A 24,157-nucleotide genomic window follows, 5' to 3' on the forward strand; every position below is an offset into this window, starting at 1 on the left:
GTAGGTCATCGTCAAGATTAAATTCCGAAACCCCTATCTGCGTATGCAGGTAGGGGTTTTGTTTTGTCCGCAGGAAAATCTGGCTCTCCGGGTTTCTATGCAACGGCCCGGGGCATGGCTATCATGCGGGCCTCATTGTGAGGCGAGACTTGCATGCTGACGTTGTTAAAGCTTCTTAAGGATGGCAAGTTCCATTCGGGTCAGGCCCTGGGCGTCGCCTTGGGCATCAGTCGTAGTGCGGTATGGAAGCAGCTACAGCATTTAGAAGCTGAGCTTGGCTTGTCTATCCACAAGGTGCGCGGACGTGGCTATCAATTGGCTACGCCACTGACGCTGCTTGATCCTGCCCGCATAAAAGAACAGGCGCCCTCGTGCGACTGGCCTATTCTGCTCTTCGACTCAATTGACTCCACTAATGCTGAAGCGTTGCGCGCAATACACCGAGGCCAGGCTGCACCATTTTTGGTGCTCTCCGAACGGCAGACTGCGGGTCGCGGCCGACGTGGGCGAAATTGGGCCAGTCCTTTCGCAGAAAACATCTATTACAGCCTCGTATTGCGCATCGAAGGTGGAATGCGTCAGCTTGAAGGGTTGAGTCTTGTGGTCGGGCTTGCTGTCATGCAAACGTTGAGAGATCTCGGTATCCCGGGCGCGGGCTTGAAGTGGCCCAACGATGTTCTGGTTGGTCAGAAAAAGATCGCCGGGATATTGCTCGAGTTGGTGGGTGATCCTGCTGATGTGTGTCACGTGGTGCTGGGTGTTGGAATTAATGTGAACATGCAGGCAACCGATGAGATTGATCAGCAATGGACATCCGTGCGGCTGGAGTCGGGCGGGGTGCTTGATCGCAATCACCTTGTCGCGCAATTAGGGTTGATGCTTCAGAAATATCTGACCCGTCATCAGATTGATGGGTTTTCCGCCATTCAGCGGGAATGGGAGCAGAACCATCTTTGGCAAGGGCGGGCAGTCTCGTTGATTGCTGGTGTCAACCAGATTGATGGTGAGGTGTTGGGTATCGACAGCCAGGGTGCCTTACGCTTGAAGGTAAATGGTGTGGAAAAAGTCTTTAGTGGTGGTGAGCTCAGCCTGAGGTTGCGTGATGATTCTTGAGCTCGACTGCGGAAACAGTTTTATAAAGTGGCGCGTTCTCTATGCGGATGCCAAGCAGGTGTTTGGAGAGGGGGTGGTGGATTCGGATCTCGCGTTGCTGGAAAGCCTGAATCGACTTGAGGGGCTGTCCCTCAAACATTGTCGGTTGGTCAGCGTGAGAACGACCGAAGAGACTGCTGCATTGACTTCTCTGCTGGCACAAACGTTCTCAGTGTCCGCGATATGTGCCGCGCCGGCGCGCGAGATGGCTGGCGTTCGAAATGGATACGAAGAGTTCGAGCGGTTGGGACTCGATCGATGGCTTGCGATGCTTGGTGGATTTCATCTTTCCCCAGGAGCGTGTCTGGTGCTCGATTTCGGTACGGCAGTGACTGCTGATTTTATTGCGGGGGACGGAGAGCATCTTGGCGGGTTTATTTGCCCTGGAATGCCTCTGATGCGCAACCAGTTGCGAACTCATACCCGTAAGATTCGCTATGGCGATATCGCGGCCGAGCGTGCGCTGGAAAGCCTCGTGCCTGGTCGCACAACTGTTGAGGCGGTTGAGCGTGGATGTTCGCTGATGTTGAGGGGGTTTGTCCTGACTCAGCTGGAAATGGCGCGTAGTTATTGGGGGGAGGATTTTGCGGTATTCCTCACGGGAGGCGATGCGACGCTCGTCTCTGAAATCGTACCGGATGCCAGGCTGGTTCCAGACCTGGTGTTTGTAGGTCTGGCGATGGCATGCCCTTTGTCTTGAGGTTCTTATGCGTTGGTTGTTCCTGCTGTTGCTGGTTCTCAATGTCTTCTATTACATCTGGCATCAACAAGAGGCCCCGCTGCGTGCGAAAGATGTAACGCCTTTGAGTTTGTATCGAGGATCGCACCAGGATATCCGTTTGCTAAGCGAGGCAGCTGATGCGGGGCGTGAGAAGGTAAAGTTGGCGTCGACCGATAGTGGCTGCCTTTATTTGGGTGGTTTCACCCGTCAGGAGGTCGCCCTGGCAGCTGAGCGCCGACTGGGTAGGATGGATATCAAAGTTCAAGCCTTGCCAAAAGACTCCTCTGATCCGTCTGGCTACTGGCTCCGTGTAGCACCTGAAAGCCGGCGTTTAGTGGATGATCTTCAGTTGCTAAACCTTTCCAAAGAATTCAATGAGTTAAAACATAAAATAATGCCGTGCGAGGGGGTTGCGCCTTCGGAATAGTTTGCATAGAATGGCGCCCGCTTCGCAGTGAAGACCTTTAACGGTCAGCGGTACGAAGCGGTGTCAACGCAGCTAACCTCAGGTTTTTAATGAGAAAATGCTTGACAGAAGGTCGGCATGATATAGAATGCCGGCTCGCTTAGGAGGGGTTCCCGAGCGGCCAAAGGGATCAGACTGTAAATCTGACGTCTACGACTTCGAAGGTTCGAATCCTTCCCCCTCCACCATTTTTAGCGAGAGCTGCAAGCTCCGCGGGTATAGTTTAGTGGTAGAACCTCAGCCTTCCAAGCTGATGATGCGGGTTCGATTCCCGCTACCCGCTCCAAGTTTGCAGGTCCTGCAAAGGCGTTACGCTCTTGTAGCTCAGTTGGTAGAGCACACCCTTGGTAAGGGTGAGGTCAGCGGTTCAAATCCGCTCAAGAGCTCCATATAACAAGGCAGATATGAAAATATCTGCCTTTGTTTTAATGGCTGGTATTACTGTTTAAATCTTCTGCTGGGGGTTGCTTCGATGGCTAAGGAAAAGTTCGAACGTAATAAGCCGCACGTCAACGTAGGCACCATTGGTCACGTAGACCATGGCAAAACTACCCTGACCGCTGCGCTGACCCGTGTCTGCTCCGAGGTTTTCGGTTCGGCAAAGGTTGACTTCGACAAGATCGATAGCGCCCCAGAAGAAAAAGCACGTGGTATCACCATTAACACAGCTCACGTTGAGTACGATTCGGCTGTGCGTCACTACGCACACGTTGACTGTCCAGGTCATGCCGACTACGTAAAGAACATGATTACCGGTGCTGCTCAGATGGATGGCGCTATTCTGGTTTGCTCGGCCGCTGATGGTCCGATGCCGCAAACCCGTGAGCACATCCTGTTGTCCCGTCAGGTTGGCGTTCCGTACATCGTTGTCTTCCTGAACAAGGCTGACATGGTTGACGATGCTGAGCTGTTGGAGCTGGTTGAGATGGAAGTGCGCGATCTGTTGAGCACTTACGATTTCCCAGGCGACGACACACCTATCATCATTGGTTCGGCGCTGATGGCGTTGAACGGTCAAGACGACAACGAGATGGGTACCACTGCCGTCAAGAAGTTGGTCGAGACGCTGGATACATATATTCCGCAGCCTGAGCGTGCTATTGATAAGCCGTTCTTGATGCCGATCGAGGATGTGTTCTCGATCTCCGGTCGCGGCACTGTTGTGACTGGTCGTGTTGAGCGTGGCATTGTCCGCATTCAGGAAGAAGTTGAGATTGTTGGTCTTCGTGACACTGTCAAAACTACTTGTACTGGTGTTGAGATGTTCCGCAAGCTGCTCGACGAAGGTCGTGCTGGCGAGAACTGCGGCGTTCTGCTGCGCGGTACCAAGCGTGATGATGTCGAGCGTGGCCAGGTACTGGTCAAGCCGGGCACAGTCAAGCCGCATACCAAGTTCACTGCTGAGGTTTACGTTCTGAGCAAGGAAGAAGGAGGGCGTCATACTCCGTTCTTCAAGGGTTATCGTCCGCAGTTCTACTTCCGTACAACTGATGTGACTGGTAACTGCGAATTGCCAGAAGGCGTTGAAATGGTGATGCCAGGTGACAACATTCAAATGACTGTCACTCTGATCAAAACCATCGCGATGGAAGATGGCTTGCGTTTCGCTATCCGTGAAGGCGGTCGTACCGTCGGCGCTGGTGTCGTAGCCAAAGTTATCGAGTAAATTGTTGTAATGTCTTTTTCGGGCCGGCATAATGGTCGGCCTGATTTTGTTTTAGGTCAGTAGCTCAATTGGCAGAGCGACGGTCTCCAAAACCGTAGGTTGGGGGTTCGATTCCCTCCTGACCTGCCAGATTCACTTGGTGTGTCTGGCTTTCTTTTCACAGGATCTTCATAGATGACTCCTAAAGCTGAAGCTCAAGGCTCTCGCTTCGATCTGCTCAAGTGGCTTGTAGTAGTCGCCTTGGTGGTTGTTGGCGTTGTTGGCAATCAGTATTACTCTGCTTCGCCGATCCTGTACCGCGTACTTGCATTGCTCGCCATTGCTGCCGTAGCTGCCTTTGTAGGCCTGCAGACAGTCAAGGGCAAGTCTTTCTTTGTACTGGTTAAGGAAGCTCGCACCGAAATTCGTAAAGTCGTGTGGCCAACTCGCCAAGAAACCACGCAGACCACGCTGATTGTTGTGGCTGTTGTTCTGGTTATGGCGTTGCTGTTGTGGGGGCTTGATTCCCTGCTCGGCTGGCTTGTTTCCTTGATTGTCGGCTAAGGGTGTCCCGTGGCTAAGCGTTGGTACGTTGTGCATGCTTACTCCGGTTACGAGAAGCATGTCATGCGCTCGTTGGTAGAGCGCGTAAAGCTGGCTGGCATGGAAGATGGCTTTGGCGAGATTCTGGTTCCCACTGAAGAAGTGGTTGAAATGCGTAATGGCCAGAAACGCAAAAGCGAGCGCAAATTCTTCCCAGGTTATGTGCTGGTTCAGATGGACATGAATGAGGGTACTTGGCACTTGGTCAAGGATACTCCTCGGGTGATGGGTTTCATCGGTGGTACAGCTGATAAACCTGCGCCGATCACTGATAAAGAGGCAGAAGCGATTTTGCGTCGTGTTGCTGATGGTAGCGACAAGCCGAAGCCGAAGACGTTGTTCGAGCCGGGTGAGTCGGTACGTGTCAATGACGGGCCGTTTGCTGATTTCACTGGCACGGTCGAAGAAGTTAACTACGAAAAGAGCCGGATCCAAGTGGCAGTGCTCATTTTCGGTCGCTCTACTCCGGTAGAGTTAGAGTTCAGTCAGGTCGAAAAGGTCTAGCTGAGCAAGCATCCCAACCCCGCAGCCCTAGGCTGTGGGGTTTTGTCGTCACTGGGATAAACGCGCAAGTAACCGGGGAGCCTTTCGAGGCGTTCGAACCCGTAATTGGAGTGCCTCATGGCCAAGAAGATTACCGCTTACATCAAGCTGCAAGTGAAGGCCGCTCAGGCTAACCCAAGCCCACCTGTTGGTCCTGCTTTGGGTCAGCACGGCGTGAACATCATGGAATTCTGCAAGGCTTTCAACGCCCGTACTCAGGGTATTGAACCAGGTCTGCCGACTCCAGTGATCATCACTGTCTACAGCGACCGTAGCTTCACTTTCGAAACCAAGTCCACCCCTGCTTCGGTTCTGCTGAAGAAGGCTGCTGGTCTGACTAGCGGTTCCGCTCGTCCGAACACCGTTAAGGTTGGCACCGTGACCCGTGCTCAGCTGGAAGAAATCGCGAAAACCAAAAACGCGGATCTGACTGCAGCTGATATGGACGCAGCCGTGCGTACTATCGCCGGTTCTGCTCGTAGCATGGGCCTTAACGTGGAGGGTGTGTAATGGCTAAGTTGACCAAGCGTCAAAAGGCTATCGCCGGCAAAATCGAAGCGGGCAAGTCCTACAACTTTGTAGATGCTGCCGCCCTGCTGGCTGAGCTGTCGACTGTGAAGTTCAGCGAGTCGTTCGACGTTGCTGTAAACTTGGGTGTTGACCCGCGTAAATCTGACCAGGTTGTTCGTAGCGCTACTGTGCTGCCACACGGCACTGGCAAGACCGTTCGCGTAGCTGTGTTCACCCAGGGTCCAGCTGCTGAGGCCGCTCTGGCTGCCGGCGCTGACCGTGTAGGTATGGACGACCTGGCTGCCGAAATGAAAGGCGGCGACCTGAACTATGACGTAGTTATCGCATCCCCGGATGCCATGCGCGTTGTTGGTCAGTTGGGTCAGATCCTGGGCCCGCGCGGCCTGATGCCTAACCCTAAAGTCGGCACCGTAACGCCAGACGTAGCTACCGCGGTTAAAAACGCCAAGGCTGGTCAGGTTCGTTATCGCACCGACAAAAACGGCATCATTCACACCTCCGTTGGCAAAGTCGGCTTTGATGCCGTCAAGCTGAAGGAAAACGTTGAAGCCCTGATCGCTGATCTGAAGCGTATCAAGCCAGCTTCCTCGAAAGGTATTTACGTCAAGCGCGTTACCCTGAGCACCACCATGGGTCCAGGTCTGGTCATCGACCAAGGCTCGCTCGACGCGTAAGACACAGGTTGGCGCAAGCGATTGCGCCAATTGAAAGATTGGGGTCCCTGCCTGGCGGGGGCTATCCAAGACCGTAGGCGACGCAAGTCTTAAACCTCAAGCCTACGCAGATGGTGCTCCCGGTTCCTTACCGAATCAGACACCAAAACGACATCTGGCCTCGGTTGGATGAAACGGTAACAAGCAGGAGTTTTTCCCGTGGCAATTAAACTTGAAGACAAGAAGGCCATCGTCGCTGAAGTCAACAAGGCTGCCCAAGTTGCTCTGTCCGCTGTCGTGGCTGATGCCCGTGGCGTAACAGTAGGCGCTATGACCGGACTCCGTAAAGAGGCTCGTGAAGCTGGCGTTTACGTACGTGTTGTACGTAACACCCTGCTCAAGCGCGCCGTTGCTGGCACTCAATATGACGTGCTCAACGACGTGTTCACTGGCCCGACCTTGATTGCATTCTCCAAAGAACATCCGGGCGCTGCTGCTCGTATCTTCAAAGAGTTCGCAAAAGGTCAGGATAAGTTCGAGATCAAGGCAGCTGCGTTCGAGGGCAAGTTCCTCGCGGCTAATCAGATCGACGTACTGGCAAGCCTGCCGACCCGTGACGAAGCAATTTCTCAGCTGATGAGCGTGATTCAAGGCGCAACCAGCAAATTGGCTCGTACTCTGGCGGCTCTTCGCGACCAGAAAGAAGCCGCTGCAGCCTAAGGCTGAGCGACACCTTTCAGCGTTTATTGTTTATTTCGACGGCCGCGTAGGCTGTCACCCCAATACAGGAATTTATAGTCATGTCTCTGACTAACGACCAAATCATCGAAGCAATCGGCGAAAAATCCGTTCTGGAAATCGTTGAGCTGATCAAGGCCATGGAAGAGAAGTTCGGCGTTTCTGCTGCCGCTGCTTCCGCTGGTCCAGCTGCTGTCGCTGCTGTTGTTGAAGAACAAACTGAATTCAACGTCATGCTGCTGGAAGCTGGCGAGAAGAAAGTTAACGTGATCAAGGCAGTACGTGAACTGACCGGTCTGGGCCTGAAAGAAGCCAAGGCTGTAGTTGACGGCGCTCCTGGCATCGTTCTGGAAGCTGTTTCGAAAGACGCAGCTGACAAAGCCAAAGCCACTCTGGAAGAAGCAGGCGCTAAAGTCGAGCTGAAGTAAGCATCGACTTTGCTCCTCCAGCCCGAGCGTTAAGCGAAAGGCTGATGGCTGGTGGCTCTTGCCACCGGCCTTTTTCCGTTATTGGCAGCCGACTGGGTCGGTGCTGGTAACGAGCTGTAACCACCCGATGCGGTGGCGCAAACCATGGGGTTTGCACGATTTTCTGGCTGCTCCCGTCGGGAGGGGCCAAACAAGCAGGTGACCAAGCTGGGGAACGCTGATGGCTTACTCATATACTGAGAAAAAACGTATCCGCAAGGACTTTAGCAAGTTGCCGGACGTCATGGATGTGCCGTACCTCCTGGCCATCCAGCTGGATTCGTATCGTGAATTCTTGCAAGCGGGAGCGACTAAAGATCAGTTCCGCGACGTGGGCCTGCATGCGGCCTTCAAATCCGTTTTCCCGATCATCAGCTACTCCGGCAATGCTGCGCTGGAGTACGTCGGTTATCGCCTGGGCGAACCGGCATTTGATGTCAAAGAATGCGTATTGCGCGGTGTGACTTACGCCGTACCTTTGCGGGTAAAAGTGCGCCTGATCATTTTCGACAAAGAATCGTCGAACAAAGCGATCAAGGACATTAAAGAGCAAGAAGTCTACATGGGTGAAATCCCCCTGATGACTGAGAACGGTACCTTCGTAATCAACGGTACCGAGCGTGTAATCGTTTCCCAGCTGCACCGTTCCCCGGGCGTGTTCTTCGACCACGACCGTGGCAAGACGCACAGCTCCGGCAAACTGCTGTACTCCGCGCGCATCATTCCTTACCGCGGTTCGTGGCTGGACTTCGAGTTCGACCCGAAAGACTGCGTGTTCGTGCGTATCGACCGTCGTCGCAAGCTGCCTGCATCGGTACTGCTGCGCGCGCTCGGCTATACCACTGAAGAAGTGCTCGACGCGTTCTACACCACCAACGTTTTCCGCCTGAGCGGCGAAACCCTCAGTCTGGAACTGATTGCTTCGCGTCTGCGTGGTGAAATCGCTGTTCTTGATATTCAGGATGAGAAGGGCAAGGTCATCGTTGAGGCTGGTCGCCGTATTACTGCGCGCCACATCAACCAGATCGAAAAAGCCGGTCTCAAGACCCTGGAAGTGCCTCTGGACTACGTCCTGGGCCGCACTACCGCCAAGGCCATCGTGCATCCGGCAACCGGCGAAATCCTGGCAGAGTGCAACACCGAGCTGAACACCGAGATCCTGGCAAAAATTGCCAAGGCCCAGGTTGTTCGCATCGAAACTCTGTACACCAACGATATCGACTGCGGTCCGTTCGTTTCCGACACCCTGAAGATCGACTCCACCAGCAACCAATTGGAAGCGCTGGTCGAGATCTATCGCATGATGCGTCCAGGCGAGCCGCCAACCAAAGACGCTGCCGAGACTCTGTTCAACAACCTGTTCTTCAGCCCTGAGCGCTATGACCTGTCTGCGGTCGGCCGGATGAAGTTCAACCGTCGTATCGGTCGTACCGAGATCGAAGGTTCGGGCGTGTTGTGCAAAGAAGACATCGTCGCGGTACTGAAGACTCTGGTCGACATCCGTAACGGTAAAGGCATCGTCGATGACATCGACCACCTGGGTAACCGTCGTGTTCGCTGCGTAGGCGAAATGGCCGAGAACCAGTTCCGCGTTGGCTTGGTACGTGTTGAGCGTGCGGTCAAAGAGCGTCTGTCGATGGCTGAAAGCGAAGGCCTGATGCCGCAAGACCTGATCAACGCCAAGCCAGTGGCTGCGGCGGTGAAAGAGTTCTTCGGTTCCAGCCAGCTTTCCCAGTTCATGGACCAGAACAACCCGCTGTCCGAGATCACCCACAAGCGTCGTGTGTCTGCACTCGGCCCTGGCGGTTTGACTCGTGAGCGTGCTGGCTTTGAAGTTCGTGACGTACACCCGACTCACTATGGTCGTGTATGCCCGATTGAAACGCCGGAAGGTCCGAACATCGGTCTGATCAACTCCCTGGCTGCCTATGCGCGCACCAACCAGTACGGCTTCCTCGAGAGCCCGTACCGTGTGGTGAAAGACGCTCTGGTCACCGACGAGATCGTGTTCCTGTCCGCCATCGAAGAAGCTGATCACGTGATCGCTCAGGCTTCGGCCACGATGAACGACAAGAAAGTCCTGATCGACGAGCTGGTAGCTGTTCGTCACTTGAACGAATTCACCGTCAAGGCGCCGGAAGACGTCACCTTGATGGACGTATCGCCGAAGCAGGTAGTTTCGGTTGCTGCGTCGCTGATCCCGTTCCTCGAGCACGACGACGCCAACCGTGCGTTGATGGGTTCGAACATGCAGCGTCAAGCTGTACCAACTCTGCGCGCTGACAAGCCGCTGGTCGGTACCGGCATGGAGCGTAACGTAGCCCGTGACTCCGGCGTTTGCGTCGTGGCTCGTCGTGGTGGCGTTATCGATTCCGTCGACGCCAGCCGTATCGTGGTTCGAGTTGCTGATGACGAAGTTGAAACCGGCGAAGCTGGTGTCGACATCTACAACCTGACCAAGTACACCCGCTCCAACCAGAACACCTGCATCAACCAGCGTCCGCTGGTGCGTAAAGGTGATCGGGTTCAGCGTAGCGACATCATGGCCGACGGTCCGTCCACCGATATGGGTGAGCTGGCTCTGGGTCAGAACATGCGCATCGCGTTCATGGCATGGAACGGCTTCAACTTCGAAGACTCCATCTGCCTGTCCGAGCGTGTGGTTCAGGAAGATCGCTTCACCACGATCCACATTCAGGAACTGACCTGTGTGGCACGTGACACCAAGCTTGGGCCAGAGGAAATCACTGCAGACATCCCGAACGTGGGTGAAGCTGCACTGAACAAGCTGGACGAAGCCGGTATCGTTTACGTAGGTGCTGAAGTAGGCGCAGGCGACATCCTGGTTGGTAAGGTCACTCCGAAAGGCGAGACCCAGCTGACTCCGGAAGAAAAGCTGCTGCGTGCCATCTTCGGTGAAAAAGCCAGCGACGTTAAAGACACCTCCCTGCGCGTGCCTACCGGCACCAAGGGTACCGTCATCGACGTACAGGTCTTCACCCGCGACGGCGTTGAGCGTGATGCTCGTGCACTGTCGATCGAGAAGACTCAACTCGACGAGATCCGCAAGGACCTGAACGAAGAGTTCCGTATCGTTGAAGGCGCCACTTTCGAACGTCTGCGTTCCGCTCTGGTCGGCCACAAAGCCGAAGGCGGCGCCGGCCTGAAGAAAGGTCAGGACATCACCGACGAAGTTCTCGACGGTCTTGAGCATGGTCAGTGGTTCAAACTGCGCATGGCTGAAGATGCTCTGAACGAGCAGCTTGAGAAGGCTCAGGCCTACATCGTTGATCGCCGCCGTCTGCTGGACGACAAGTTCGAAGACAAGAAGCGCAAACTGCAGCAGGGCGATGACCTGGCTCCAGGCGTGCTGAAAATCGTCAAGGTTTACCTGGCAATCCGTCGCCGCATCCAGCCGGGCGACAAGATGGCCGGTCGTCACGGTAACAAGGGTGTGGTCTCCGTGATCATGCCGGTTGAAGACATGCCGCACGATGCCAATGGCACTCCGGTCGACGTCGTCCTCAACCCGTTGGGCGTACCTTCGCGTATGAACGTTGGTCAGATCCTTGAAACCCACCTGGGCCTCGCGGCCAAAGGTCTGGGCGAGAAGATCAACCGGATGATCGAAGAGCAGCGCAAAGTCGCTGAGCTTCGTAAATTCCTCGACGAGATCTACAACCAGATCGGCGGTCGTAACGAAGATCTGGATAGCTTCTCCGACCAGGAAATCCTGGATCTGGCGAAGAACCTGCGTGGTGGCGTTCCAATGGCCACTCCAGTGTTCGACGGCGCCAAGGAAAGCGAAATCAAGGCCATGTTGAAACTGGCAGACCTGCCAGAAAGCGGCCAGATGCAGCTGACCGACGGCCGTACCGGCAACAAGTTCGAGCGCCCGGTTACTGTTGGCTACATGTACATGCTGAAGCTGAACCACTTGGTAGACGACAAGATGCACGCTCGTTCTACCGGTTCGTACAGCCTGGTTACCCAGCAGCCGCTGGGTGGTAAGGCACAGTTCGGTGGTCAGCGTTTCGGGGAGATGGAGGTCTGGGCACTGGAAGCATACGGTGCTGCTTACACTCTGCAAGAAATGCTCACAGTGAAGTCGGACGATGTGAACGGCCGTACCAAGATGTACAAAAACATCGTGGATGGCGATCACCGTATGGAGCCGGGCATGCCCGAGTCTTTCAACGTGTTGATCAAGGAAATTCGTTCCCTCGGCATCGATATCGATCTGGAAACCGAATAACACGTGACGCGAATCGAGAGCGGGGCAGGATTGCCCGCTCTCTGCTCCGCCAGGAGGAAAGGCCTTGAAAGACCTACTGAATTTGCTGAAAAACCAGGGTCAAGTCGAAGAGTTCGACGCCATCCGTATTGGATTGGCATCGCCTGAGATGATCCGTTCGTGGTCGTTCGGTGAAGTTAAAAAGCCGGAAACCATCAACTACCGTACGTTCAAACCTGAACGTGACGGCCTGTTCTGCGCCAAGATCTTTGGCCCGGTAAAGGATTACGAGTGCCTGTGCGGTAAGTACAAGCGCTTGAAGCACCGTGGCGTGATCTGCGAGAAGTGCGGCGTTGAAGTCGCGCTGGCTAAAGTTCGTCGTGAGCGCATGGCGCACATCGAACTGGCCTCGCCAGTTGCCCACATCTGGTTCTTGAAATCGCTGCCGTCGCGTATCGGCTTGCTGATGGACATGACCCTGCGTGATATCGAACGCGTTCTCTATTTCGAGAGCTATGTCGTTATCGATCCAGGCATGACCACCCTTGAAAAAGGTCAGCTGCTCAACGACGAGCAGTACTTCGAAGCGCTGGAAGAGTTCGGCGACGATTTCGATGCCCGCATGGGTGCCGAAGCTGTCCGTGAACTGCTGCACGCTATCGACCTGGAACACGAGATTGGCCGTCTGCGCGAAGAAATTCCGCAAACCAACTCCGAAACCAAAATCAAGAAGCTGTCCAAGCGTCTGAAGTTGATGGAAGCCTTCCAGGGTTCCGGCAACCTTCCAGAATGGATGGTGCTGACCGTTCTGCCGGTTCTGCCGCCAGATCTGCGTCCACTGGTCCCGCTGGATGGCGGTCGCTTCGCGACTTCCGACCTCAACGATCTGTATCGTCGAGTGATCAACCGTAACAACCGCTTGAAGCGTCTGCTCGATCTGTCCGCTCCGGACATCATCGTGCGCAACGAAAAGCGTATGTTGCAGGAAGCTGTCGATGCACTGCTCGACAACGGTCGTCGTGGCCGCGCTATCACCGGTTCGAACAAGCGTCCTCTGAAATCCCTGGCTGACATGATCAAGGGTAAGCAAGGTCGTTTCCGTCAGAACTTGCTCGGTAAGCGTGTTGACTACTCCGGTCGTTCGGTAATTACCGTAGGTCCGACCTTGCGTCTACACCAGTGCGGTCTGCCGAAGAAAATGGCCCTCGAGCTGTTCAAGCCGTTCATCTTCGGCAAGCTGGAAATGCGTGGTCTCGCTACCACCATCAAAGCTGCCAAGAAGATGGTCGAGCGCGAGCTGCCAGAGGTTTGGGACGTTCTCGCTGAAGTGATCCGTGAACACCCGGTTCTCCTCAACCGTGCACCGACCCTTCACCGTCTGGGTATCCAGGCGTTTGAACCGGTACTGATCGAAGGTAAGGCTATCCAGCTGCACCCTCTGGTCTGTGCTGCGTACAACGCCGACTTCGACGGCGACCAAATGGCCGTGCACGTACCGCTGACACTGGAAGCCCAGTTGGAAGCGCGTGCGTTGATGATGTCGACCAACAACATTCTGTCGCCAGCCAACGGTGAGCCAATCATCGTTCCGTCGCAGGACGTTGTATTGGGTCTGTACTACATGACTCGTGAAGCGATCAACGCCAAGGGCGAAGGTCGTGTGTTCGCTGATCTGCAAGAAGTTGACCGTGTGTTCCGTGCCGGCGAAGCCGCACTGCACGCCAAGGTCAAAGTGCGGATCAACGAAACCGTCAACGATCGCGATGGTGGCAGCGTCAAGAACACCCGTATCGTCGACACCACTGTCGGCCGTGCGCTGTTGTTCCAGGTTGTTCCACCTGGCCTGTCATACGACGTCGTCAACCAGCCGATGAAGAAAAAGGCGATCTCCAAGCTGATCAACCAGTGCTACCGCGTGGTTGGTTTGAAAGAGACCGTGATCTTCGCTGACCAGTTGATGTACACCGGTTTTGCTTATTCGACCATCTCCGGCGTTTCCATCGGTGTTAACGACTTCGTTATCCCGGATGAAAAAGCCCGCATCATCGGTGCTGCTACCGACGAAGTGAAAGAGATCGAAAGTCAGTACGCCTCCGGCCTGGTAACCCAGGGCGAGAAGTACAACAAAGTGATCGACCTTTGGTCCAAGGCGAACGACGAAGTTTCCAAGGCGATGATGGCCAACCTCTCGAAAGAGAAAGTCATCGACCGTCATGGCGTCGAAGTCGACCAAGAGTCCTTCAACTCGATGTACATGATGGCCGACTCGGGCGCACGGGGTTCTGCTGCGCAGATCCGTCAGCTCGCCGGTATGCGTGGCCTGATGGCCAAGCCGGACGGTTCCATCATCGAAACGCCGATTACTGCGAACTTCCGTGAAGGTTTGAGCGTACTTCAGTACTTCATCTCCACTCACGGTGCTCGTAAAGGTTTGGCGGATACCGCGTTGAAAACTGCGAACTCCGGTTACCTGACTCGTCGTCTGGTAGACGTGGCGCAGGATCTGGTTGTGACCGAGATCGATTGCGGCACCGAACATGGCCTGGTAATGACTCCGCACATTGAAGGCGGTGACGTTGTCGAGCCGTTGGGTGAGCGCGTATTGGGTCGTGTCATTGCTCGTGACGTGTTCAAGCCAGGTACCGAAGAAATCATCGTTCCTGCCGGCACGCTGGTAGACGAGAAGTGGGTCGAGTTCATCGAGCTGAACAGCATCGACGAAGTGATCGTGCGTTCGCCGATCAGCTGCGAAACCCGCTATGGCATTTGCGCCAAGTGCTACGGCCGTGACTTGGCTCGTGGTCACCAGGTGAACATCGGTGAAGCGGTCGGCGTTATCGCTGCCCAGTCCATCGGTGAGCCGGGTACCCAGCTGACCATGCGTACGTTCCACATCGGTGGTGCGGCAAGCCGGACCTCCGCAGCTGATAGCGTTCAGGTGAAGAATGGCGGTACCGTCCGTCTGCATAACCTGAAACACGTTGAGCGAGTGGATGGTTGCCTGGTTGCTGTGTCCCGTTCCGGTGAGCTGGCGATCGCTGATGACTTCGGTCGTGAGCGCGAGCGTTACAAGCTGCCGTACGGTGCTGTGATTTCGGTTAAAGAAGGTGACAAGGTCGACGCTGGCGCAATCGTGGCCAAGTGGGATCCGCACACTCACCCAATCGTTACCGAAATGAAAGGTACCGTGACCTACGTGGGCATGGAAGAAGGCATCACGATCAAGCGTCAGACTGACGAATTGACCGGTATGACCAACATTGAAGTACTCGACGCCAAAGACCGTCCAGCTGCCGGTAAAGATATCCGTCCTGCTGTGAAGATGGTTGATGACAGCGGCAAGGATCTCTTGCTGCCGGGTACCGACGTAATTGCTCAGTACTTCCTGCCTGCTAACGCCCTGGTCGGTGTAGCGGACGGCGCGAAAATCGCGATCGGTGATGTTATCGCTCGTATTCCGCAAGAGACTTCGAAAACCCGTGACATCACCGGTGGTCTGCCGCGTGTTGCCGACTTGTTCGAAGCCCGTCGTCCGAAAGAAGCCTCGATTCTGGCTGAAGTCAGCGGCACCATCGCGTTCGGTAAAGAGACCAAGGGCAAGCGCCGTCTGGTCATTACCCCGAACGACGGTAGCGATCCGTATGAAGAGCTGATTCCGAAGTGGCGTCACCTGAACGTCTTCGAAGGCGAACAGGTAAACCGCGGCGAAGTTATCTCCGACGGCCCAAGCGATCCACACGACATCCTGCGTCTGCTGGGTGTGAGTGCGCTGGCCAAGTACATCGTGAACGAGATCCAGGACGTTTATCGTCTGCAAGGCGTGAAGATCAACGATAAGCACATCGAGACCATCCTGCGTCAGATGCTGCGTAAAGTTGAAATCGCTGAATCCGGCGATTCCAGTTTCATCAAGGGCGACCAGATGGAATTGACTCACGTTCTGGTAGAGAACGAGCGTCTGGCTGGCGACGAGAAATTCGTTTCCAAGTTCACTCGCGTGCTGCTGGGTATCACCAAGGCGTCGTTGTCCACCGAATCGTTCATCTCGGCGGCTTCCTTCCAGGAAACCACTCGCGTACTGACCGAAGCGGCGGTAACCGGCAAGCGCGATTACCTGCGCGGCCTGAAAGAAAACGTAGTCGTGGGTCGTCTGATCCCGGCCGGTACCGGTCTGGCTTATCACAGCGAGCGCAAGCGCCGCCGTGATGCTGACAAACCGTTGCGCGTTAGCGCCAGTGAAGTGGAAGCTGCACTGACCGAAGCACTGAACTCGAGCGGTAACTGAGTTCTGCGGTAAATGAGTGTGGGGCCCCGGTCGTTCCGTTCATCGAATCGAGACAATTTGTCGAGGTTGGATGAGCGGGGAGGTCGGGGCCTTGCCTTGACTGGGGACAAGATCCTCTTTAGACTCTTGTACCCCTAAATTTGGCGGGAATTCGTTCCTGCCATTTTGCTTTTCTTGCAAGACAATAGCGTCGCAAGACAACAGTGGAGCTAGTAGATGGCAACTATCAACCAGCTGGTACGTCAGCCGCGTAAGCGTATCGTCGAGAAATCCGACGTGCCTGCGCTGCAGAACTGCCCGCAACGTCGTGGCGTATGCACCCGTGTGTATACCACCACGCCGAAAAAACCTAACTCGGCACTGCGTAAAGTATGCCGTGTGCGTCTGACCAACGGTTTCGAGGTTTCCTCGTACATCGGCGGTGAAGGCCACAACCTGCAAGAGCACAGCGTGGTACTGATCCGCGGCGGTCGTGTAAAAGACTTGCCAGGTGTTCGTTACCACACCGTACGCGGTTCTTTGGATACTTCCGGCGTTAAAGGTCGTAACCAGGGTCGTTCGAAGTACGGTACCAAGAAGCCTAAGTAGTAGCGGCTTTTTGTAAGAACTGATTTTCTATTTTTCTGAGTCGATAAGAGTAAGGTCGGAGGCGTCCCGAAAGGGCACCGATTCCGAGCGAACCTGAAGACCGTTTGAGGGCTTATCCATGCCAAGAAGACGCGTAGCAGCCAAGCGCGAAGTGCTTGACGATCCAAAATACGGCAGCCAGATCCTGGCCAAGTTCATGAACCACGTAATGGAAAGCGGCAAGAAAGCCGTTGCCGAGCGTATCGTTTATGGCGCGCTGGAAAAGGTTAAAGAACGCAAGAACAGCGATCCCCTGGAAATCTTCGAGAAAGCTCTCGACGCCATCGCTCCGCTGGTCGAAGTAAAGTCGCGCCGTGTAGGCGGTGCTACTTACCAGGTTCCGGTCGAAGTTCGTCCGTCCCGTCGTAACGCTCTGGCAATGCGCTGGTTGGTAGACTTCGCCCGTAAGCGCGGCGAGAAGTCTATGGCTCTGCGTTTGGCTGGCGAACTGTTGGACGCTGCTGAAGGCAAAGGTGCTGCAGTTAAGAAGCGTGAAGACGTGCACCGTATGGCTGAAGCCAACAAGGCTTTCTCGCACTACCGCTTCTAATTTTAGCGTCACTAATTTTGCGAGGGCTTTATGGCTCGTACTACACCGATTAATCGCTACCGTAACATTGGTATCGTTGCTCACGTGGATGCTGGTAAAACCACCACCACCGAGCGCGTCCTTTTTTACACTGGCAAAAGTCACAAAATGGGCGAGGTGCATGACGGCGCCGCGACCACAGACTGGATGGTGCAGGAGCAGGAGCGTGGTATTACCATTACTTCTGCTGCTATTACCGCCTTCTGGCAGGGTTCCGAGAAGCAGCACAAAGACCAGTATCGCTTCAACGTCATCGACACCCCGGGCCACGTTGACTTCACTATTGAAGTTGAGCGTTCCTTGCGTGTTCTCGACGGCGCGGTCGTTGTGTTCTGCGGCACCTCGGGTGTTGAGCCTCAGTCGGAAACCGTATGGCGTCAGGCCAACAAGTACGGCGTTCCACGTCTTGTTTATGTAAACAAGATGGACCGTGCTGGTGCGAACTTCCTGCGCGTGATCGGTCAGATCAAACAGCGTCTGGGTCACACCCCGGTTCCAATCCAGTTGGCTATCGGTTCCGAAGACAACTTCCAGGGTCAGATCGACCTGATGGCTATGGAAGCTGTTTACTGGAATGATTCTGACAAAGGCATGGTTCCAGTTCGCAAGCCTATCCCTGCAGAACTGCAGGAACTGGCTGACGAATGGCGCGGCAATATGGTTGAAGCTGCGGCTGAAGCCAGCGAAGAGCTGATGAACAAGTACCTCGAAGGTGAAGAACTCACCAACGCGGAAATCAAGGCCGCTCTGCGTCAGCGTACTATCGCTGGTGAGATCGTTCTGGCTGTTTGCGGTTCTTCCTTCAAGAACAAGGGTGTTCCCCTGGTTCTCGACGCCGTGATCGACTACCTGCCTGCTCCTTCCGACATTCCTGCCATCAAGGGTACAGACCCGGATGACGAGACCAAGGAAATGGAGCGTCACGCAGACGACAGCGAGCCGTTCTCGGCTCTGGCGTTCAAGATCGCTACCGACCCATTCGTGGGTACCTTGACCTTCGTTCGAGTTTACTCGGGCGTGTTGGCCTCCGGCGACGGCGTGATCAACTCGGTTAAAGGCAAGAAAGAGCGTGTGGGTCGTATGGTGCAAATGCACGCAAACGCCCGTGAAGAAATCAAGGAAGTACGCGCTGGTGACATCGCGGCCTTGATCGGCATGAAGGACGTCACCACTGGTGAGACTTTGTGCAACGCTGACAAGCCAATCATCCTGGTTCGCATGGACTTCCCGGAGCCGGTTATTTCGGTTGCCGTAGAGCCTAAGACCAAGGATGACCAGGAAAAAATGGGTATCGCTCTGGGCAAGCTCGCTCAGGAAGATCCATCTTTCCGCGTCAAGACTGATGAAGAGACTGGTCAAACGATCATCTCCGGCATGGGCGAGTTGCACCTGGACATCCTGGTTGACCGGATGCGCCGTGAGTTCAACGTCGAAGCCAACATCGGTAAGCCACAAGTTTCGTACCGTGAGCGCATCACGAAGAGCTGCGAAATTGAAGGCAAGTTCGTTCGTCAGTCCGGCGGTCGTGGCCAGTTCGGTCACTGCTGGATTCGTTTTGCTCCTGCTGACGAAGGTCAGGAAGGTCTGCAATTCCTGAACGAAGTAGTGGGTGGTGTGGTTCCTAAGGAATACATCCCGGCTATCCAGAAGGGTATCGAAGAGCAGATGAAGAACGGCGTTGTGGCCGGCTATCCGCTAATCGGCCTGAAGGCTACCGTGTTTGATGGTTCTTACCACGACGTCGACTCCAACGAGATGGCGTTTAAGGTGGCTGCTTCCATGGCAACCAAGCAACTGGCCCAGAAGGGCGGTGGTGAGTTGCTTGAGCCGATCATGGCGGTAGAGGTTGTTACACCTGAAGACTATATGGGTGACGTGATGGGCGACCTTAACCGTCGTCGCGGCATGATCCTGGGTATGGAAGACACGGTCTCCGGCAAAGTAATTCGTGCTGAGGTTCCGCTGGGCGAGATGTTCGGTTATGCAACTGACGTCCGTTCCATGTCCCAAGGTCGCGCAAGCTACTCTATGGAATTCAAAAAATACAATACGGCTCCGTCGCACATCGTCGAAACCGTTACCAAAAAACAAGGCTGATTCAGCCCCTTTAGGCTAGGAGTTAATTGTCGTGGCTAAAGAAAAATTTGACCGTACCCTCCCGCACGTCAACGTTGGCACCATCGGTCACGTCGACCACGGTAAAACCACGCTGACCGCTGCTCTGACTCGCGTCTGCTCCGAAGTTTTCGGTTCGGCCGTTGTTGCTTTCGACAAAATCGACAGCGCTCCGGAAGAAAAGGCTCGTGGTATCACCATCAACACCGCGCACGTTGAATACAACTCGCTGATCCGTCACTACGCTCACGTTGACTGCCCAGGTCACGCTGACTACGTGAAGAACATGATCACCGGTGCTGCTCAGATGGACGGCGCTATCCTGGTTTGCTCGGCCGCTGATGGTCCGATGCCACAAACCCGTGAGCACATCCTGCTGTCCCGTCAGGTTGGCGTTCCGTACATCGTTGTCTTCCTGAACAAGGCTGACATGGTTGACGACGCTGAGCTGCTGGAACTGGTTGAGATGGAAGTGCGCGACCTGCTGAGCACTTACGACTTCCCAGGTGACGACACTCCGATCATCATCGGTTCGGCTCTGATGGCTCTGAACGGCCAAGACGACAACGAAATGGGCACCACTGCCGTTCGTAAGCTGGTTGAGACTCTGGACAGCTACATTCCAGATCCAGTTCGCGTTATCGACAAGCCGTTCCTGATGCCAATCGAAGACGTATTCTCGATCTCCGGTCGCGGTACTGTTGTAACTGGCCGTATCGAGCGCGGTATCGTCAAGGTTCAGGATCCACTGGAAATCGTTGGTCTGCGTGATACTACCGTCACCACCTGCACCGGTGTTGAAATGTTCCGTAAGCTGCTCGACGAAGGTCGTGCTGGCGAGAACTGCGGCGTTCTGCTGCGTGGTACCAAGCGTGACGACGTTGAGCGTGGCCAGGTTCTGGTTAAGCCAGGTTCGGTCAAGCCGCACACCAAGTTCGAAGCTGAAGTCTACGTTCTGAGCAAAGAAGAAGGCGGTCGTCACACTCCGTTCTTCAAAGGCTACCGTCCACAGTTCTACTTCCGTACTACTGACGTGACTGGTAACTGCGAACTGCCGGAAGGCGTTGAAATGGTAATGCCGGGCGACAACATCAAAATGGTTGTCACCCTGATCAAGACCATCGCAATGGAAGACGGTCTGCGTTTCGCTATCCGTGAAGGCGGTCGTACCGTCGGCGCTGGCGTCGTAGCCAAAATCATCGAGTAAGCTCTTTTCGAGTTGGCTTTGATGAATTGAAAAAGCCCCCGCTTAGCGGGGGCTTTTTTATTGGGTTGACACCTATATGGGGCGTCTATAGAATTGCGCCTCCTTTTAACGGGCGTATTGCGCTCGGTGGGAATAGCAGCCGGAGTCTGAAATCCAATGCAAAATCAGCAAATCCGTATCAGGTTGAAGGCTTTTGACCATCGCCTGATCGACCAATCCACCCAGGAAATCGTGGAAACCGCGAAACGTACTGGTGCTCAAGTGCGTGGTCCAATTCCACTGCCTACCCGTAAAGAGCGGTTCACCGTTCTGGTCTCCCCGCACGTCAACAAAGACGCGCGTGACCAGTACGAGATCCGTACTCATAAGCGCGTACTGGACATCGTCCAGCCAACGGATAAAACCGTTGATGCTCTTATGAAGCTTGATCTGGCGGCCGGTGTGGAAGTACAGATCAGCCTCGGCTAAGACTCGGTCTTAGTCGTGTAACGCTCTGAAATGGGCGGCCATAGCGGGTGAAAGCCCCGTACACTCATGAGGTTTACAACATGACTATTGGTGTAGTCGGTCGTAAATGCGGTATGACCCGTATTTTCACCGAAGAAGGTGTCTCCATTCCGGTCACGGTCATTGAGATCGAGCCGAATCGCGTCACCCAGTTCAAAACTGAAGAGACCGATGGCTATCGTGCAGTGCAAGTCACTGTAGGCGAGCGTCGTGCTTCGCGTGTTACAGCTGCTCAAGCTGGCCACTTCGCTAAAGCGAACGTTGCCGCTGGTCGTACCGTAATGGAATTCCGCCTTGAAGAAGGCGAGTACCAGGCCGGCGATCTGATCAACGCTGAAATCTTCGCCGCTGGTCAACTGGTTGATGTAACCGGTCAGTCCAAGGGTAAAGGCTTCCAGGGTACGATCAAGCGTTGGAACTTCCGCGGGCAAGATAATACCCACGGTAACTCCGTGTCCCACCGCGTTCCAGGCTCTATCGGCCAGTGCCAGACTCCTGGTCGTGTATTCAAGGGCAAAAAAATGTCCGGTCATATGGGCGCTGAGCGCGTGACCGTGCAGTCCCTCGAAGTAGTGCGCGTGGACGCTGAACGCAATCTGTTGTTGGTCAAGGGTGCTGTTCCTGGCGCTACTGGCGGCAACTTGGTTGTACGTCCAGCAGCCAAGGCTCGCGGTTAAGGGGAAGCTGACATGCAATTAAATGTAAATGACGCTCAAGCGATCGAAGTTTCCGAACTGACATTTGGCGGCGAATTCAACGAGACGCTGGTTCACCAAGCAGTCGTGGCCTACATGGCCGGCGGCCGTCAAGGTAGCAAGCAGCAAAAGACCCGTTCCGACGTTCGTGGTGGCGGTAAGCGCCCATGGCGTCAGAAAGGTACTGGCCGTGCTCGTGCCGGTACTATCCGTAGCCCAATCTGGCGTGGCGGCGGTACCACTTTCGCAGCTCGTCCTCAGGATCACACCCAGAAGCTGAACAAGAAGATGTATCGCGCAGCAATGCGTTCCATCCTTGCTGAGCTGGTGCGTACTGATCGTCTGGTTGTGGTTCAGGACTTCGCTGTTGATGCACCGAAGACCAAAGATCTGCTGAACAAACTGACCGGCATGGGCCTGACTGACGTCTTGATCGTGTCTGAAGTAGTTGATCAGAACCTGTACCTGGCTGCTCGTAACCTGCCACACGTTGATGTACGTGACGTGCAGGGTTCCGATCCAGTTAGTCTGATCGCATACGACAAGGTGTTGATCACCGTGTCGGCCGTGAAGAAATTCGAGGAGCTGCTGGGATGAACCAGGAACGCGTATTTAAAGTTCTGCTTGGCCCGCACGTTTCCGAGAAGGCTACGGTTCTGGCTGACAAGAAAGGCCAGTTCGTTTTCAAGGTTGCAACTGACGCAACCAAGCTGGAAATCAAGAAGGCCGTCGAAAGCCTGTTCAGCGTGAAAGTAGAGCGTGTTACTACCCTGAATGTTCTGGGTAAGAGCAAGCGCACTGCTCGCGGTCTGGGCAAGCGTAATGACTGGAAGAAGGCAGTTATCTCCCTTCAGCCAGGCCAAGATCTCGATTTCAGCAGCAGTGCTGAGTAAGGAAGGGGTGCATCATGGCAATCGTTAAATGCAAACCGACTTCCCCTGGCCGCCGTTTTGTGGTCAAGGTGGTCAACCAGGAGCTGCATAAAGGCGCTCCTCACGCACCGCTGCTCGAGAAAAAATCGAAGACTGGTGGTCGTAACAACAATGGTCGCATTACCACTCGTCACATCGGTGGTGGCCATAAGCAGCATTATCGTCTGGTCGATTTCCGTCGCAACGACAAAGATGGCATCTCTGCCACTGTCGAGCGTATCGAATACGATCCAAACCGTACTGCTCACATCGCTCTGCTGCTGTACGCAGATGGCGAGCGTCGCTACATCATCGCCCCTAAAGGCGTGAGTGCTGGCGACCAGCTGATCGCAGGTGCTTTGGCGCCGATCAAGCCGGGCAACGCTCTGCAACTGCGTAACATTCCAGTTGGTAGCACCGTACACGGCATCGAATTGAAGCCAGGTAAAGGCGCGCAAATCGCTCGTTCCGCTGGTGCTTCGGCTCAGCTGATCGCTCGTGAAGGTGTCTACGTGACCCTGCGTCTGCGTTCTGGTGAGATGCGTAAAGTGCTGGCTGAATGCCGCGCGACCCTGGGTGAAGTCTCGAACTCCGAGCACAGCCTGCGTTCGCTGGGTAAAGCTGGTGCCAAACGCTGGCGTGGCGTTCGCCCAACCGTTCGTGGTGTTGCCATGAACCCGGTTGACCACCCACATGGTGGTGGTGAAGGTCGTACCTCTGGTGGTCGTCATCCGGTATCGCCATGGGGCTTCCCGACTAAGGGCGCGAAGACTCGTGGTAATAAGCGTACCGACAAAATGATCGTCCGTCGTCGCAAGTAAATAGAGGGATACGACAGTGCCACGTTCTCTGAAAAAAGGTCCTTTTATTGATCTTCACCTACTGAAGAAGATCGAAGTGGCGGCGGAAAAGAACGATCGCAAACCAGTTAAAACCTGGTCGCGTCGTTCGATGATCCTGCCACAAATGGTCGGTCTGACCATTGCAGTTCATAACGGTCGTCAACATGTTCCAGTTCTCGTGAACGAAGACATGGTCGGCCACAAACTAGGCGAGTTTGCCGGTACCCGCACATATCGTGGGCACGTGGCAGACAAGAAAGCCAAGCGTTAAGGGGTAAGGAACGATGGAAGTAGCCGCTAAGTTGTCGGGCGCTCGAATCTCCGCCCAGAAAGCCCGCTTGGTCGCCGACCAGATCCGCGGGAAGAAGGTGGGCGAAGCGCTCAACCTGTTGGCTTTCAGCAGTAAGAAAGCCGCCGAGATCATGAAGAAAGTGCTGGAGTCGGCCGTAGCCAACGCCGAGCATAACGAAGGCGCAGACGTTGATGACCTCAAGGTCAGCACCGTTTTCGTCAACGAAGGGCGTTCGCTGAAGCGAATCATGCCACGTGCCAAAGGCCGTGCTGATCGCATCGTCAAGCGGTCTTGCCATATCACTGTCAAGGTTGCTGACAAGTAACGGAGTCGA

Annotated in this window: 23 protein-coding genes and 4 tRNA genes; all 27 read left to right on the plus strand. The window is 54.9% G+C overall.

What is annotated here, in order from left to right:
- Positions 1-153 precede the first annotated feature (153 nt).
- The 27 genes from birA to rplV all read left to right on the plus strand — a co-directional run bounded on the left by birA (position 154) and on the right by rplV (position 24,148).
- On the plus strand, positions 154-1,113 hold the full coding sequence (gene birA / locus AC1ROI_RS15680; protein WP_077749258.1) for a bifunctional biotin--[acetyl-CoA-carboxylase] ligase/biotin operon repressor BirA: 960 nt from the start codon (positions 154-156) through the stop codon (positions 1,111-1,113).
- On the plus strand, positions 1,103-1,852 hold the full coding sequence (locus AC1ROI_RS15685; RefSeq protein WP_010467247.1) for a pantothenate kinase: 750 nt from the start codon (positions 1,103-1,105) through the stop codon (positions 1,850-1,852). Before birA ends, AC1ROI_RS15685 begins: the two co-directional genes overlap by 11 nt.
- A gap of 7 nt (positions 1,853-1,859) precedes the next feature.
- Positions 1,860-2,300 (plus strand): hypothetical protein, encoded by a 441-nt coding sequence (locus tag AC1ROI_RS15690; RefSeq protein ID WP_010467249.1) that lies wholly within the window; start codon positions 1,860-1,862, stop codon positions 2,298-2,300.
- A gap of 142 nt (positions 2,301-2,442) precedes the next feature.
- Positions 2,443-2,527 (plus strand) — tRNA-Tyr (locus tag AC1ROI_RS15695).
- Positions 2,528-2,551: 24 nt separating this feature from the next.
- Positions 2,552-2,625 (plus strand) — tRNA-Gly (locus tag AC1ROI_RS15700).
- 27 nt (positions 2,626-2,652) lie between these two features.
- Positions 2,653-2,728, plus strand: a tRNA-Thr gene (locus AC1ROI_RS15705).
- An 83-nt stretch (positions 2,729-2,811) separates the two neighbouring features.
- Positions 2,812-4,005 carry an elongation factor Tu gene (gene tuf, locus AC1ROI_RS15710; RefSeq protein WP_010467251.1) on the plus strand — a complete coding sequence of 398 codons (1,194 nt, stop codon included), beginning with the start codon at positions 2,812-2,814 and terminating at the stop codon, positions 4,003-4,005.
- A gap of 53 nt (positions 4,006-4,058) precedes the next feature.
- Positions 4,059-4,134 (plus strand) — tRNA-Trp (locus AC1ROI_RS15715).
- Positions 4,135-4,179: 45 nt separating this feature from the next.
- On the plus strand, positions 4,180-4,548 hold the full coding sequence (secE, locus tag AC1ROI_RS15720) for a preprotein translocase subunit SecE (RefSeq protein ID WP_008145488.1): 369 nt from the start codon (positions 4,180-4,182) through the stop codon (positions 4,546-4,548).
- Positions 4,549-4,557: 9 nt separating this feature from the next.
- Positions 4,558-5,091: a transcription termination/antitermination protein NusG gene (gene nusG / locus AC1ROI_RS15725; protein WP_007896622.1), complete on the plus strand. Its 534-nt coding sequence runs from the start codon at positions 4,558-4,560 to the stop codon at positions 5,089-5,091.
- A 117-nt stretch (positions 5,092-5,208) separates the two neighbouring features.
- Positions 5,209-5,640 (plus strand): 50S ribosomal protein L11, encoded by a 432-nt coding sequence (gene rplK, locus AC1ROI_RS15730; protein ID WP_003210097.1) that lies wholly within the window; start codon positions 5,209-5,211, stop codon positions 5,638-5,640.
- Entirely contained in the window at positions 5,640-6,335 is a 696-nt protein-coding gene (gene rplA / locus AC1ROI_RS15735) for a 50S ribosomal protein L1 (protein ID WP_007896626.1), read from the plus strand. The genes rplK and rplA overlap by 1 nt, the downstream gene beginning before the upstream one ends.
- 198 nt (positions 6,336-6,533) lie before the next feature.
- A complete protein-coding gene (gene rplJ, locus AC1ROI_RS15740; protein ID WP_010467255.1) occupies positions 6,534-7,034 on the plus strand; it encodes a 50S ribosomal protein L10 in 501 nt (166 codons plus the stop codon).
- Positions 7,035-7,114: 80 nt separating this feature from the next.
- Positions 7,115-7,480 carry a 50S ribosomal protein L7/L12 gene (rplL, locus tag AC1ROI_RS15745; protein ID WP_077749256.1) on the plus strand — a complete coding sequence of 122 codons (366 nt, stop codon included), beginning with the start codon at positions 7,115-7,117 and terminating at the stop codon, positions 7,478-7,480.
- Positions 7,481-7,700: 220 nt separating this feature from the next.
- Positions 7,701-11,774: a DNA-directed RNA polymerase subunit beta gene (gene rpoB, locus AC1ROI_RS15750; protein WP_102593797.1), complete on the plus strand. Its 4,074-nt coding sequence runs from the start codon at positions 7,701-7,703 to the stop codon at positions 11,772-11,774.
- Between the two features lie 64 nt (positions 11,775-11,838).
- Positions 11,839-16,038, plus strand: coding sequence for a DNA-directed RNA polymerase subunit beta' (rpoC, locus tag AC1ROI_RS15755; protein WP_102593798.1), 4,200 nt, complete (start codon positions 11,839-11,841; stop codon positions 16,036-16,038).
- Between the two features lie 216 nt (positions 16,039-16,254).
- Entirely contained in the window at positions 16,255-16,626 is a 372-nt protein-coding gene (rpsL, locus tag AC1ROI_RS15760) for a 30S ribosomal protein S12 (RefSeq protein ID WP_002555494.1), read from the plus strand.
- 118 nt (positions 16,627-16,744) lie between these two features.
- A complete protein-coding gene (rpsG, locus tag AC1ROI_RS15765) occupies positions 16,745-17,215 on the plus strand; it encodes a 30S ribosomal protein S7 (RefSeq protein ID WP_002555493.1) in 471 nt (156 codons plus the stop codon).
- Positions 17,216-17,245: 30 nt separating this feature from the next.
- A complete protein-coding gene (gene fusA, locus AC1ROI_RS15770) occupies positions 17,246-19,351 on the plus strand; it encodes an elongation factor G (RefSeq protein ID WP_010467261.1) in 2,106 nt (701 codons plus the stop codon).
- A gap of 31 nt (positions 19,352-19,382) precedes the next feature.
- Complete coding sequence (gene tuf, locus AC1ROI_RS15775; protein WP_007896660.1) at positions 19,383-20,576, plus strand: elongation factor Tu; 1,194 nt, start codon at positions 19,383-19,385, stop codon at positions 20,574-20,576.
- A gap of 156 nt (positions 20,577-20,732) precedes the next feature.
- Positions 20,733-21,044 (plus strand): 30S ribosomal protein S10, encoded by a 312-nt coding sequence (gene rpsJ / locus AC1ROI_RS15780; protein ID WP_003186070.1) that lies wholly within the window; start codon positions 20,733-20,735, stop codon positions 21,042-21,044.
- 80 nt (positions 21,045-21,124) lie between these two features.
- On the plus strand, positions 21,125-21,760 hold the full coding sequence (gene rplC, locus AC1ROI_RS15785) for a 50S ribosomal protein L3 (RefSeq protein ID WP_003186059.1): 636 nt from the start codon (positions 21,125-21,127) through the stop codon (positions 21,758-21,760).
- Between the two features lie 12 nt (positions 21,761-21,772).
- Positions 21,773-22,375, plus strand: a complete 603-nt coding sequence (rplD, locus tag AC1ROI_RS15790; protein WP_007896707.1) for a 50S ribosomal protein L4 — start codon at positions 21,773-21,775, stop codon at positions 22,373-22,375.
- Complete coding sequence (gene rplW, locus AC1ROI_RS15795; protein WP_002555488.1) at positions 22,372-22,671, plus strand: 50S ribosomal protein L23; 300 nt, start codon at positions 22,372-22,374, stop codon at positions 22,669-22,671. The genes rplD and rplW overlap by 4 nt, the downstream gene beginning before the upstream one ends.
- Positions 22,672-22,685: 14 nt before the next feature.
- The gene (gene rplB / locus AC1ROI_RS15800; RefSeq protein WP_003176423.1) at positions 22,686-23,510 is read left to right on the plus strand and encodes a 50S ribosomal protein L2; all 825 of its coding nucleotides are present in this window, start codon (positions 22,686-22,688) and stop codon (positions 23,508-23,510) included.
- Positions 23,511-23,526: 16 nt separating this feature from the next.
- Positions 23,527-23,802, plus strand: coding sequence for a 30S ribosomal protein S19 (gene rpsS, locus AC1ROI_RS15805; protein ID WP_002555486.1), 276 nt, complete (start codon positions 23,527-23,529; stop codon positions 23,800-23,802).
- Positions 23,803-23,815: 13 nt separating this feature from the next.
- Positions 23,816-24,148 carry a 50S ribosomal protein L22 gene (gene rplV / locus AC1ROI_RS15810; protein WP_003103908.1) on the plus strand — a complete coding sequence of 111 codons (333 nt, stop codon included), beginning with the start codon at positions 23,816-23,818 and terminating at the stop codon, positions 24,146-24,148.
- Positions 24,149-24,157 lie beyond the last annotated feature (9 nt).

The sequence above is a fragment of the Pseudomonas sp. GW823-FHT02C02 genome (genome assembly GCF_058797635.1).